At 58.3% G+C, this 13226-nt stretch carries 11 protein-coding genes; 10 read left to right on the top strand and 1 reads right to left on the bottom strand.

Features of this window, described 5'->3' with window-relative positions; translation table 11 throughout:
* Window positions 1-16: 16 nt before the first annotated feature.
* The 3 genes from ABH944_RS04860 to ABH944_RS04850 all read left to right on the top strand — a co-directional run bounded on the left by ABH944_RS04860 (window position 17) and on the right by ABH944_RS04850 (window position 4045).
* Window positions 17-1114: a Gfo/Idh/MocA family protein gene (locus tag ABH944_RS04860; RefSeq protein WP_404604335.1), complete on the top strand. Its 1098-nt coding sequence runs from the start codon at window positions 17-19 to the stop codon at window positions 1112-1114.
* 98 nt (window positions 1115-1212) lie between these two features.
* Window positions 1213-2154 (top strand): sugar phosphate isomerase/epimerase family protein, encoded by a 942-nt coding sequence (locus ABH944_RS04855; RefSeq protein ID WP_404604336.1) that lies wholly within the window; start codon window positions 1213-1215, stop codon window positions 2152-2154.
* A gap of 706 nt (window positions 2155-2860) precedes the next feature.
* Window positions 2861-4045: a porin gene (locus ABH944_RS04850; protein ID WP_404604337.1), complete on the top strand. Its 1185-nt coding sequence runs from the start codon at window positions 2861-2863 to the stop codon at window positions 4043-4045.
* 321 nt (window positions 4046-4366) lie between these two features.
* Here ABH944_RS04850 and ABH944_RS04845 read toward each other — a convergent pair whose 3' ends face one another.
* A complete protein-coding gene (locus ABH944_RS04845; RefSeq protein WP_404604338.1) occupies window positions 4367-5407 on the bottom strand; it encodes a LacI family DNA-binding transcriptional regulator in 1041 nt (346 codons plus the stop codon).
* Window positions 5408-5500: 93 nt separating this feature from the next.
* Here ABH944_RS04845 and ABH944_RS04840 point away from each other — a divergent pair, with 93 nt between their 5' ends.
* The 7 genes from ABH944_RS04840 to chvE all read left to right on the top strand — a co-directional run bounded on the left by ABH944_RS04840 (window position 5501) and on the right by chvE (window position 13135).
* Window positions 5501-6694, top strand: a complete 1194-nt coding sequence (locus tag ABH944_RS04840) for a phytanoyl-CoA dioxygenase family protein (RefSeq protein ID WP_404604339.1) — start codon at window positions 5501-5503, stop codon at window positions 6692-6694.
* A 190-nt stretch (window positions 6695-6884) separates the two neighbouring features.
* Complete coding sequence (locus tag ABH944_RS04835) at window positions 6885-7799, top strand: LysR family transcriptional regulator (RefSeq protein ID WP_404604340.1); 915 nt, start codon at window positions 6885-6887, stop codon at window positions 7797-7799.
* Between the two features lie 146 nt (window positions 7800-7945).
* Entirely contained in the window at window positions 7946-8869 is a 924-nt protein-coding gene (locus ABH944_RS04830; RefSeq protein WP_404604341.1) for an intradiol ring-cleavage dioxygenase, read from the top strand.
* 66 nt (window positions 8870-8935) lie between these two features.
* On the top strand, window positions 8936-9817 hold the full coding sequence (locus ABH944_RS04825; protein ID WP_404604342.1) for a sugar phosphate isomerase/epimerase family protein: 882 nt from the start codon (window positions 8936-8938) through the stop codon (window positions 9815-9817).
* 41 nt (window positions 9818-9858) lie between these two features.
* Window positions 9859-10851: an inositol 2-dehydrogenase gene (iolG, locus tag ABH944_RS04820; RefSeq protein WP_404604343.1), complete on the top strand. Its 993-nt coding sequence runs from the start codon at window positions 9859-9861 to the stop codon at window positions 10849-10851.
* A gap of 24 nt (window positions 10852-10875) precedes the next feature.
* Entirely contained in the window at window positions 10876-11964 is a 1089-nt protein-coding gene (locus tag ABH944_RS04815) for a Gfo/Idh/MocA family protein (protein ID WP_404604344.1), read from the top strand.
* 100 nt (window positions 11965-12064) lie between these two features.
* Window positions 12065-13135, top strand: a complete 1071-nt coding sequence (gene chvE, locus ABH944_RS04810; protein ID WP_062089932.1) for a multiple monosaccharide ABC transporter substrate-binding protein — start codon at window positions 12065-12067, stop codon at window positions 13133-13135.
* The last annotated feature ends 91 nt before the right edge of the window (window positions 13136-13226 follow it).

Raw genomic sequence — 13226 nt, 5'->3', positions numbered from 1 at the left:
GTGCGATCTCACCCATGTGGACGCAAGAATCCAAGTTTGGTCAATTTTCCATGGCCATAAATTAGGAAGCCTAATAATGAAAAAGGAACTTCGCGTTGCAGTGGTTGGTGCAGGCCTCATGGGTTCAGATCACGTCGAACGGCTCGCCAATCGTATCGCCGGTGCGAGCGTAGTCGCCGTAGTCGATGTGGACGCGGAGCGCGCGCAGCGCGTTGCAAGCAGGGCACCTGGTGCGATCGCGGCCACCGAGCTTGGCTCGCTGTTCACTGGCGACCGTATCGATGCTGTGGTGATCGCGACGCCGGGGTTTCTTCACGAAAAAACGTTGCTGCAAGCTATGGAGCAAGGTAAGCCGATTCTTTGTGAAAAGCCGCTGACCCCTGACGCTGCCTCATCCTGGCGAATCATTGAAGAAGAACAAAAGATTGGCCGGAAGCTTATTCAGGTTGGCTTCATGCGTCGGTTCGACCGGGAATACCAGCAACTGAGACGCCTCATCGAGTCTCGTGAAATGGGGGATACGCTGATGCTCCATTTCTCTCACCGCAACGCAGCGTCGCCATCGAGCTTCACAAGCGAGATGCTGATCAACGATTCCGTTGTGCACGAGTTCGACGGAATTCGATATTTGACGGGCGAGGAAATCACGACCGTGCAGGTCCGGCTTGGTCGCCCGACGCGCCACGCGCATCACGGCCAGCACGACCCGCAGCAAGTGTTGATGGAAACGGAAAGCGGCATCCTGGTCGACGTCGAGATTTTCGTCAACGCGCAATTTGGCTATCAAGTTGCAGCGCAAGCGGTTTTCGAAGACGGGATTGTTAACATCGGCAACGACATTGGACCCTATATCCGATCGTCGGGCCGCTGGGGCGGGGCAGTACCGCCCAGCTTTGTCGGACGCTTCGAGGACGCATTCAACCTGGAACTGCAAACGTGGGTTGACGCCGCGCGGGAAGGCACGGTCAACGGGCCATCGGCATGGGACGGATATGCCACTGCAGCTTGCTGCGAGGCCGGCGTTGCAGCACAAAAGACAGGACAAAAGGTCAAGGTGGCGCTGAACGAAAAGCCGGCGCTCTATAGCGACGGGAAGGTCGCCACCGCAGCCTGATTTGAGCGCCGGCATCTGTAATCGTTTGCCATACAGAAGGCCCGGAAAAATAGCATACCGCGGTAGGAATCAAGCAATTGAACTGAGCAGAGACAACAATGAAACTTTCATTTTGTACTGACAGCCTCGGGTATCTGCCGTATGAGCAGATGCTCGATAAATTATGTGAGCTCGGAGTATCCGGCGTGGAAATGACCGTAGGTGGCTGGTCTTCTGCACCGCATCTGCGAGCGGACGAATTGTTGGAAGACGCGAGCAAGCGTCGTAGCCTCAAGGAGGCGCTGGAGAGCCGTGGCCTGGAGATTGCCGCACTGAACGTTTCAGGCAATCCGCTTGATCCGGGAACGCTCGGCATGAAGCACAAGGCCGATACGGACAAGACGATCCGGCTTGCAGAACTCCTTGGCGTAAAGAAGATTGTCATGATGAGCGGGCTGCCACCTGCTAGCCCGGAGGACCGAATTCCGAACTGGATCACCTCGACCGTCAGTTGGCCCCCGTCACTGAAAGATTGCCTGGACTATCAGTGGAACGACGTCGCCATTCCTTATTGGCACCAACTCGTTAGTCAGGCAAAAGCATGCGGCGTTGAAAAGTTCGCGCTGGAAAATTTCAGTTCAATGCTGGTCTGGAATCCCGCAACGCTGTTTCGGCTTCGCGAGGCCGTGGGGCCTATGGTCGGGCTAAACCTTGACCCAAGCCACATGATGTGGATGGGTGCGGATCCTATCGCCGCGGCGCGTGCGTTAGGTGACGCGATTCATCACGTGCACGGCAAGGACGCGCGCCTGGAACGGGGAATCGTCGATGTCAATGGCCTTTTGGAAACCAGGCCGATCGAAGATGTGGCACGACGCTCGTGGAATTACGTAGCGGTCGGCTGTGGGAAGGATCTCCAATGGTGGAAGGAGTTCTTCTCGGTCGTTCGGATGACCGGATACAACGATTGGGTATCTCTGGAAATGGAGGACCTGACAATGTCCGTGGAAGCTGGCATCAAGACGTCCGTTGAAGCACTGAAGCAGACCATTAGCCGGTGACGACGCGGCGGGCGCCGGCCGGCTTGCGAAGCGCCGAGCCCGCGCCGGATTTGACCATGACCGGGAGATTCGGAGTTTTTTGTCGCGCGATCTTACGCGACAGCACCGGCAATGTGCCAACCCCATGATGCGAGGTCAGGTACGGTCGACGCTGGACGGGTTCCGATTTTCCCGGTTTCCGCGAAAGAGATTCCCCATTCGGCTCTGTGTCTTCATCGTTGACGAATATACACTCGGGCCAAAGTTACACGAAAACAACGTCGGAGACACCCTATCGCAGGTAGCCCTTCGCTCCGCAATCTCCCGTACGTCGATGAAGCTCGCTGAGCAGGCGCGTCCAGTAACCAATTGGGTCACGTCGACCTCGGGCGGCAAGCGGCTCTAACAAGCAAGCGCAACTGAAGAAGCAGGACAGTCGGCCGACCTGATGTGTGCTGACCCGGGCCTGGAGGAGCGCGGTGTCTCCGGGCGAATGATTTGTGCTCCTCTCACTCGACGGGATCCGAATGAGAGGACGGTGGACACTACGCGCACTTCTCAACGGATGTTGGAAGCGCGCTTTGTGCGTGACTAACAGACGGCAATGGCCCAGTTTTTGACATTGCCGAACGTCAGGTACTGCCGGCAGTATCCAATCGCCACAACGCGATTTTCACCACAGCGGTAATTACTATAGTAGTACTACATAACATAATTAGGAGATGCAATGAAAAAGGTTCTGTTTGGGTTGTTCGCAATGACGGCGGCGGCGTCGGCCAGTGCGCAAAGCAGCGTCACGTTGTATGGCATCGTGGATAACGGGCTTGAATACGAGACCGGCATGCCGAAGGGCCATGTGGTCGGTGCGCAGAGCGGCGGCTGGGCCCAGTCGCGATTTGGCCTCAAAGGCGCCGAAGATATCGGTGGCGGAACCAAGGCTATTTTCCAGCTTGAATCGCGTCTGAACACACAGAACGGCAGCTTGGCCAACGGTAGCTTCTTCGAGGGGCAGGCGACGGTAGGTTTGCATAACGATACGTGGGGGCAACTGAAGCTTGGCAACATGGGCTCAGCCGAAATAAGTCAGTATTCGGGCGATGTCGACCCCCAGCAGACCAAGAAATATGCGATTGGCACGCTGGTGCGTGGCCGGATCTTTTCGCAGGCGGGTAACGGTGCAGAGTATCTGTCGCCGACACTCGGGGGATTTACGCTGCAGGGGCAATACGACCTGACGAACTCGACGAAATGGAACTCCGGGAATCCGGGAAGCGCTCCAGGCCAATTGGGCACGTCGAGCGGTCTGGGTAGTGCTCAGGGGCGATCGGACGGCATCAAGCTGTCGTACCAGACCGGGAGCCTTTTCTGGCAGGCCACCTATGACGAGGTCCGCGATCAGAACGGCCAGTTCAGCAATGTCTACCTGGCGTCGCGCTCCGCTCTTACCGGTGCGACCTACACGCTCGGCCCAGTGGTCGCGTATGTTGGTTATCAGCACCTCAGCGCACCCAACGCGTCCAACGCAGGATACTTCGGTACGGCCACGCCAACCACGTTGCCGGGAGGTACAACGCTGCCGACAGCAGTCAATCACGAATGGATTGGAGCCATCTGGCAGACTACGCCAGCGCTCTCGATCACCGGTGCGGTGTATCACGCCAACGCCAATCACGGCAATGGCAACGCGACGCTATACACACTTGGCACGAACTATTCGCTGTCGAAGCGCACGCTCCTGTACACCGAGCTCGGTTATGTTCGCAATAGTTCGACGTCCAACCTTGGGCTCGACAGCGGACTGTATGGCGCGAATACCAACAACGACCCGGTGAGCAGCGCCGCGTCGAGCACAAACCCGAACTACGGCAAGAGCCAGTTCGGCGTGATCGCGGGTATTGCCACTCAGTTCTAAGGAGAGCGGACGGGTTCGGAAAAATCTATATTCCGAACCCGACTCGGCTCACGCAGACTTGCCGCGCAGGGCACCATATTGTGTCTGATTGACGCAGAACCATTTGCATCAAGCGATTCGCGCTCCCGGATTCGACCATGAATCCGTGGCGCCGAGCGTTCGCGGTTTGCAACGCAACTTCATGTACAGGTACCCCCGAGCACCCCGTCATGGAATACGGGTTCGCGCCCGGTGATTCATCAAGTGCGGAGGCAGCGCGTCAACGGAGTGCCCCGTGGCTATCCGCTGCCACACTGCACGCTGCCTGCATCAACGCCCTTATCAACGAAACCGGCTACCTATATGCGCGGGAATATTCTCTGGTGTCACGACAACGACCGATGAAGATGGCGATACGGCCGACGCCGGCAGGAGTTTGTGGAAACAAATGATGTGTTGGCACGCCGAGCGCATGTCCTGACGTAGATCGTGATGGAGAATCGCCTGGACCTTGCCTTCACGCAGCAGACGCACGTTGTCTCGATCCAGATCGTGCCCGATAAAGCAAATCGGAGATTGCTGTTGTGCTTCGAGTGCTCGAAGAATAGCGACGTTTCCTCCGCCCATGGAGTAGACCGCGGCGATTTTGGTATCTGCGGCGAGGACATTGAGCACTCGTTTTTCGGTGGGCGTGTCAAGGCCGTGGCCGCCGCTTGCATCAATCAACGTAAGCTGTGGGTATCGGGTTCTCAACGCGCGCCGAAAGCTTATTTCGCGTTCCTCCTCGCCCCTGAACCGCTCATCGCTCATTGTTATCAGGATGTTGCCAGCCCGTGCGCCTAGCCACTGCGCAACGAGATAGGCGGCGGTGGCGCCGGCGACCCGATTGTCCAGCCCCGCGTATGCGACGCGTCCGGACAAGGGGATATCGGTGAAGATCGTGATGACCGGAATGCCGCGACGCTGGAGGTCGCCTATTGCTTCGGTAATCTCGGGAACATCGCGCGCCTTCAGCACAACCCCATGGCTTCCCCGACGTCCAATTGACTGAAGCGATTCGGCCACCTCAGCCGTGGTCATCGTTTCCTGCATCATGAAACGCGGACGAATGACTACCGGGTGCATACCCGCCAGTTCCGTTTCAAGCGCGTCCTTGATCTCGTCGGCAAAGCGTGCGGGCGCTTCCACGATCACGTCGATCATGAGCTTTCGTCCTACGGTCGCCAACTGCATCTCTTGCTTTTCAAGCTCCCTGATGGCTTGCTCGACGCGCTTGCGTGTGTGTTCACGAACGTGGGCACGTCCATTGAGCACCCGGTCGACTGTTGCCACCCCGACGCCGGACTGGAGAGCTATCTCCTTGATAAGAAAGCGGTGTGCCATGCCTGTCTTTCCATTCTTGATGTGTTTTTGATGTTTTTATGATAACCGCATATCGGCGCTGGGGGCTATGCTTGGTTCACAGTGGAGGGAGATATGAAACAGGGCGAAGGATACGTCGCAAAGCGTGAGCAGCAGTGGTTTAGCGAGCGTGATTGCTCTCTCAATCAATTTATCGACCAGCTCAAAGCGGGCGACGACTGCCCGACGCGTTATGCGGCGGACATCAGGCAGGGAATTCCCGTGTACGACTGTGATCAGCTCGATGGTCTGGTAGACGATGCATCCGGGCTCGCGCAGTTGCAGGCGGAATGGGTGCACGTCCTTCGGGATGGCGCGGGGGTGCTGGTGCTCCATCGGGCATTCGCCGACACACGATCCGTCGATGCCGCTACGGCCGTCTTCGAATCCATTATCCGCAGTGAGCTGGAGCAAGGCACACGAGCAGCAGACCATTTCGCGAAAGCGGGCGCCAATGACCGGATCTGGAATGCGCAGGAAAAGCTCTGCCTTCGAGCGCCGGCCGTATTCGCGGAATATTTCTCGAACCGGATGCTTTTGGCCGTGTCGGAAGCCTGGCTCGGCCCGTGTTACCAGATGACATCGCAGGTCAATGTGGTTCGCCCCGGCGGCGACGCTCAACTGGCGCATCGCGACTACCACCTTGGTTTCCAGACTGTCGCCGAAGCTGAACGTTACCCGGGGCACGTGCACACCATGTCCGCCTTTCTCACCCTGCAAGGGGCGGTGGCACACACCGATATGCCGGTCGAGAGCGGACCAACAAAACTCCTGCCGTATTCGCAACGGTATGCGCAGGGATATCTGGCATGGCGGCGTGCGGACTTCCGCGAATACTTCGAGGAGCACTTCGTCCAGTTGCCACTCTCGAAGGGCGATGCCGTGTTCTTTAATCCGGCGTTGTTTCATGCGGCGGGTGCCAATCGCACCGCGGACGTTCAGCGCATGGCGAATCTCCTGCAGGTCTCGTCCGCATATGGCCGCGCGATGGAAGTGCTTGACCGTAGAAGTATGTGCGAGGCGGTTTATCCGGTATTGCGCGAGCGCCGCGCGCTGGGGCGAATGAGTGGCGCCGAAGCCGCCGCAGCAATTGCGTCCTGCGCCGAGGGGTACCCGTTCCCTACCAACCTCGACCGCAATCCACCGGTCGGCGGGTTGGCTCCAGAAAGCCAACGGGAACTCATAGAACGCGCACTTGACGAGGATTGGGAGCCCGCCAGATTCACGCAGGCGCTTAACGATCATGCCTCGCGAAGCCGCACCGCATAAATTCGCGCCAGATCCGGGTAAACGTTTTGATTGATGGTTTTTTGATGTGTTTGGGCCTCTCAGCGATAGAGGGAACACAGTATTGTTGCCTGCCATAGACAAACAAGCGGCCAAGCAAGGTTCTCGATAATCGCGCGCCCGTGCGATCTGTCGCGCGATGGAACTTAGCAGAAAAGCAGGGTGATACAAGATGGATCAGTTTAAGGAACTGCAGCTGTTCGTTGAGGTTGCCGAAACCGGAAGCATCAGCCGGGCTGCGGAAGCTGTGGATCTTTCCATATCCGCGGCAAGCCGTTACCTGATCTCCCTGGAGACCCGGCTTGCGGTCCAGCTCGTGCGCAGGACGACACGCAATCTCTATCTCACACAGGCAGGCGCCGAGTTTCATAGACGATGCAAGTCCATCCTGGCGGACCTCGGCGAAGCTGAGTCGGTCATCAAGGATGCAACGGTACGACCGAGCGGAGTGCTTCGCGTCACTGCGTCGCTCTCGTTCTGCATGCTGCACATTGCACCTATGCTTTCGGAGTTTACAGCGCGTTATCCGGAGATCACGGTGGATGTCGTGGCGGCAAACCGGTACCACGACATCATCGAAAATGGCATCGACGTCGCCATCCGTACCAAGGTTCTTGAGGCGGATAGCAACATAACGGTAAGGCGGCTCGCCGCAACGCGGCGAATACTGGTCGCGGCTCCTTCGTATATTGAGGCAAATGGTTCGCCACGCCTGCCGGCGGAATTAGCCAGGCACAAGGTATTGAATTACGGACTCGCGGACAATCCGCGTGAGCTGGCATTTTGTCGCACGGGAGAATCGGTTCTCGTCAAGATCAAGCCTCTTCTTGAATCCAATGATGGCCAGATACTTCGGGTCGCCGCGCTCGACGGCATGGGTATTCTCGTGCAGCCCAAGTACATCGTGTACGACGACCTCAAGGCGGGCCGCCTGGTTCCAGTGCTCAATGACTGGGACCTGCCAAGGCTCACTATCAATATTGCATTCCAGACCCGGGCACATATGCCGGTGAAGGTTCGCCTCTTCATCGATGCACTCGTCGAGCGGTTTCAGCAGAACGAGTACGAGCGGCACTGGACCGCTTGACAGTCGCGCGGATGGGAAAATCCGGCCTGCTTTCGCGCACTTTCCCAGTCTGCGCGAAAGAGATTCCCTTTTTAGCTCTGTTTTGCCGACTTCGGGGAATATAGACTTGTCTCAAAGCAGTACGACAATATTGAAGGAGACACTTCATGCAGTATCCAGAACCCTCTGTTTCGGTATCCTCATCATCGTATTTCGATGAAGCGCGCTCTGCCGATGTCGTTAACGCCCGCATGGACCAGAATGCCGACGAGCGGCTGCAAAAGATCATGTCCATTCTGGTCAGGCATCTGCATGCGGCCGTGAAGGAAATCGAGCCGACGCACGAAGAGTGGTTTGCCGCGATCCGGTTCCTGACGGAAACCGGTCAGATGTGTACCGACTGGAGACAAGAGTACATCCTGCTGTCGGACATCCTCGGCGTATCGATGCTCGTTGACGCAATCAATCACCGCCGGCCGAGCGGGGCGACGCCCAATACGATTCTCGGCCCGTTTTATGTCGCGAATGCACCCGAGTATAAAAACGGCGCGAACATCTGCCTCGACGGAAAGGGCGAACCTCTGGTCGTGGCAGGCCGTGTGACGGACATCGGGGGCACACCTGTCCCGAACGCGAAGCTCGAGGTCTGGCAGACCAACGACGATGGTTTCTATGACGTCCAGCAAAAGGGGATTCAACCGGACTCGAATCTGCGAGGTGTATTTACCTCGGATGCAGAGGGCCGGTACTGGTTCAAGTCCGTCAAGCCGCGCCACTATCCGATTCCATCAGACGGTCCAGTCGGGAAGCTCCTGGGCGCAATGGGCCGACACCCGAATCGGGCTGCTCACTTGCACTTCATCGTGACCGCGCCTGGTTTTGACCCCGTCATCACTCACATTTTCACGCCCGACTGCCCGTATCTTTCCGAAGACTCGGTCTTCGGCGTCAAGCGTGAACTCATCGCCGAATTCAACAAGATTGATGACCCGGAAGCTGGCGAGCGCGTCGGGTTCTCATCACCGTTTTGGTCTGTGTCGTGGGACTTCACTCTCGCGACGTCCACCAAGCCCGCGCCGGCAATCCCGTAACCGTTTGGCACGCGGGAGCGTGTGCCGTCGACGAGCTGACGAAACTGAGAAACAGGATTACTACACATGAGCACGAAAAACATTGATCTGCTGGCCGCGTACTGGACTATTGCCGGTGACGTCTATCCGTGTGGACCGGCTGAAATCAGTCCGTTCCCGCTGCGAGATCGTTGCGAAGCGGCATCGCGTGCGGGCTGGAAAGGCATCGGCCTCATCCTCGACGATCTCGAGTACAGCGTCGGGAAATACGGGCTCTCCGGCGTCAAGAAGATTCTGGAAGACACGGGCATGAAGTATTTCGAGCTCGAAATTCTCATGGACTGGTACCTCGACGGCGAGGCGCGTGCCAAATCGGACAGCTGCCGGCGCCGTATCATCGAACTGGGCGGCGAACTTGGCATGCGCAATCTGAAAATCGGTGCGAGCCCTTTCGACGAAAGTCCGGCTGACTTTGCGCGCATGACCGCCGAATTCGCAAAACTTTGCGAAGACGTGGCGACGGTGGGTGCGACGGTTGCAATCGAGTTCATGCCTTTTTCGCCCATCAGAAACATCGGGGAAGCGCTGAAGATTACGCAAGGCGCCGACCAACCCAACGGTGGCCTGATGGTTGACCACTGGCACGTGGCACGCGGTGGCAGCCCTTATAGCGAGGTCGCCCAAATCTCTGCGCGCTTCATCAAGGGAGTAGAGCTGAATGACGTAGCCGCGCAGGTCAAAGGGACGCTGTTCGAGGACTCGAGCTTTAACCGCCAGCTTTGTGGCGAAGGGGCCGGCGACTGTCCCGCCTTTATAGATGCCCTGCAACAAGCAGGGTGCACGCTTCCTTACTACGGCGTGGAGCTCATCTCCGAGAAGCACCGGAAGTTGCCGCTCGACGAGATGGCAAAGCGCGCCTACGACACCACCATTGCCCAGTTTTCGGCGAAAAGCGCGACTTCCGTCTGACGCTCTTGACCTTAAATCACAAAGTACTCCTGGAGACTCACATGATTCGTATCGCTGTACTCGGCGCTGGCCGGATTGGCCGTATTCACGCAGGTAACGTGGCCGCGAGCCCGAACGCGAAACTGGTTGTCGTCGCAGACCCCATCGAGAAGGCTGCCAGCTCGCTCGCCGAACGACTCGGCTGCGAAGCGTCGACGGATGCCTCGACTGTCCTCGAGCGCGATGACATAGATGCCGTGGTGATTGGCACGCCGACGGATACCCACATCACATTCATGTTGCAGGCCGTAGCGAAAGGCAAGGCTGTGTTGTGCGAAAAGCCCATCGACCTGGACATGGAAAAGTCGCTCGCAGCGGCGAACGAGGTCGAGCGCCTCGGCGGCCGTGTGATGCTTGCGTTCAACCGCCGCTTCGACCCCACGTCCCAGGCCTTCCGCAAGGCGATCGACGCAGGCGATGTGGGCGAGGTGCGCCAGGTTGTCATCTCAAGCCGCGATCCTGGCATGCCGCCCCGCGACTACGTCGAGCATTCCGGCGGCATCTTCCGCGACATGGTGATCCACGACCTCGATATGGCTCGCTGGCTGCTCGGCGAAGAGCCGGTGGAAGTGATGGCGTTCGCGAGCCGGCTCGTCGACCCGTCGCTGGCCGAGCTCGACGATTTCGATACGGTCATGGTGCAGTTGCGGACCGCTTCGGGCAAGCAATGCCACATCAACTGCTGTCGCGAGGCTGTGTACGGCTACGACCAGCGTATGGAAGTCTCGGGCTCCAAGGGCATGCTTCTTCAGGAAAACCTCCGGCCTTCGACGATCCGTCGCTGGACGAAGGAGGCGACCGATGTCCGCGAACCCCTGCTCAACTTTTTCCTTGAGCGTTACGAAGCGGCCTACAAGGCCGAACTCGAAGCGTTCGTCGAGGCGCTGCGTACGAATGCGCCTCTGCCGACATCGGTGCAGGACGGCCTGAAGGCGCTGCGTCTGGCCGACTGTGCGTTCGAGTCCGCTGTATCAGGGAAATCGGTCAAGGTGTAAGTCGTAATCTGGAGGAGATAAATCATGACGCGAAAGATCGGTCCCAACGAAACGATAGGCGTGGCATGCCTTGGCGTCACCCACCCCCACACGTCCGGCCGGGTCAAGGCGATCCAGCGTCGCTCCGGCGCAAAGATGCTCGGCGCGTGGGACACCAGTCCGTTGCTCAAGCCGTTCGTGGATGCGCTCGGCCTCGAGGCGCGAACGAAAGAGGACATCCTCGCTGACGAAAATGTGCACGTCGTGCTCGTGCATTCGAAAAGCGAGAAGATGGCCGACCTGACCATTGAAGCACTCGAGGCCGGCAAGTCGGTCCTGTGCGAAAAGCCCGCAGGGCGCAGCTCCGCGGATGCTAAACGGATTGTCGAAGCGGTCGAGCGTACGGGCGGTCTCGTACAGGTGGGCTACTGCTGGCGCTTCGCTCCGTCGGTCGACGCCATGCAGGCGGCGCTGAAGAGCGGCCGCCTCGGGAAAGTCGTCCAGGTGCGCGCGCACGGCGGCTGCTCACATGACGAGGCGGGCACTGCCCACATGACCCAGCCGGGTGACATCGGGGGCGCCGTGTTCGTCATCGGCTGCCATCTGGTGGACCGCATCCTTCTGCATTTCGGCATGCCGCGAAGTGTTAACGCCCGCATTACGAAGTTCCCGAACTTTCATGGCGACGAGTCTCGCGAGGATGCGGCGGGCGCGGTGCTGAACTACGAAGACAAGATCGTGGTGATCGACTTCATGTCGTGGGACGTGCTGCCGTGGACCGAAAGCTGGGACATCACGGCGTACGGCACCGAAGGCATCATGTCTTCGCGATCGCTGCCGTCAAGCTACAAGGTCTACGACGCCGGCAAGGGGGCCTATCCGGAAGGATGGACCGAATGGCAGGAAACGAGCTTCCCCGAAATATGGGCCACGAAGAAGACCGAATATTCCCCCGATATCGCTGAAATCGGGAACCCGGTTTACTTCGACCGCGAATCGAATGCCTTTTTTGAAGCGCTTCGTAACGGTACACCGTCGGTCGTTCCCGCCACGCAGGCGTACAACATCAGCCGCGTTATCGAGGCTATGTTCGCTTCGTCGAAGCAGGCCGGTTCAGAGATCTTTATTGAGTAGGAAGGCGAGTGGCTGGCTGGCCTCCTTTCGGGACCAGCTACCAAAAACTGACTGAAGAAAGTCAGAAGTAAATTATGTAATCCTTATTAGGAGACAAACGATGAACATCATCAAGAACGTCGCTGTAGCTGTGGCCGCTTCGATTGCATTGTCTGCGGTGTCCCTGTCAGCCTACGCCCAGGACAAGGGTGTCATTGGCATTTCACTGCCGGACAAGACGGAATCACGGTGGATTACCGATGGCAAGAGCATGGTCGACGCGCTGAAGGCGAAGGGCTACTCCGCCGATCTCCAGTATGCCAACTATGATGTCCCGACGCAGGTCAATCAGGTCGAGAACATGCTGGCGAAGGGCGTCAAGGCGCTCGTGATCGCCCCGATCGATGGCAAGACCTTCTCCGACGCCCTGGCGCTTGCGCAACAGAAGGGTATCAAGGTTATCTCGTACGATCGCCTGATCAGCCAGACCAAGAACGTCGACTACTACGCCACGTTCGACAACTACGGTGTGGGTGTCCTGCAGGGTCAAAGCATCGTCACCGCCTGGCAGAAGGCGGGTAGCAAGACCCCGTTCAACGTGGAGGTCTTCGGCGGCTCCTCTGACGACAACAACGCGCATATGGTCTACGCCGGGGGGATGTCGGTACTCAAGCCGTATATCGACAACGGGAAGTTCGTTATCCGAAGCAAGCAGGTGGCATTCGAGAAAGTCGCCACTCGCAACTGGGACGGAGCCACGGCCCAGTCCCGCATGGACAACCTGCTGAGCGCCTTCTATGGCAACAACCGGCTCGATGCCGTGTGGACGCCGAATGATGCCATCGCGATCGGGGTGATTTCGTCGCTCAAGGGTGTCGGCTATGGTTCGGCGCAACAACCGATGCCGGTCGTCACCGGACAGGATGCGGACCTGCAGAACGTCAAGGGAATCATACGCGGTGACCAGACCACGACCGTGTTCAAGGATACGCGCAAGCTGGCTGGCATCACAGCCGATATCGTGGACGACGCGCTGACTGGAAAGCCTGTGCCCGTGAACGATACGAAGAGCTATAACAACGGCGCCAAGATCGTTCCGACCTACCTCGTGAAGCCCATCCTCGTCGACAAGGACAACTGGCAGCCGGAGCTCGTCACCAGCGGGTATTACACGCAGGCGCAGTTGAAGTAACAGTGTCCCGGCCTTCGTGGGCGCCGGGCTCGCGTCAGCAGCCCGGTACTGCACAGACACGCGTTGTACGTGAGTAACCCGAGGAATACGA

The organism is Caballeronia udeis (genome assembly GCF_044909315.1).
Classification (GTDB): domain Bacteria; phylum Pseudomonadota; class Gammaproteobacteria; order Burkholderiales; family Burkholderiaceae; genus Caballeronia; species Caballeronia udeis_A.
This window is presented reverse-complemented; position numbering and strand designations above follow the sequence as displayed.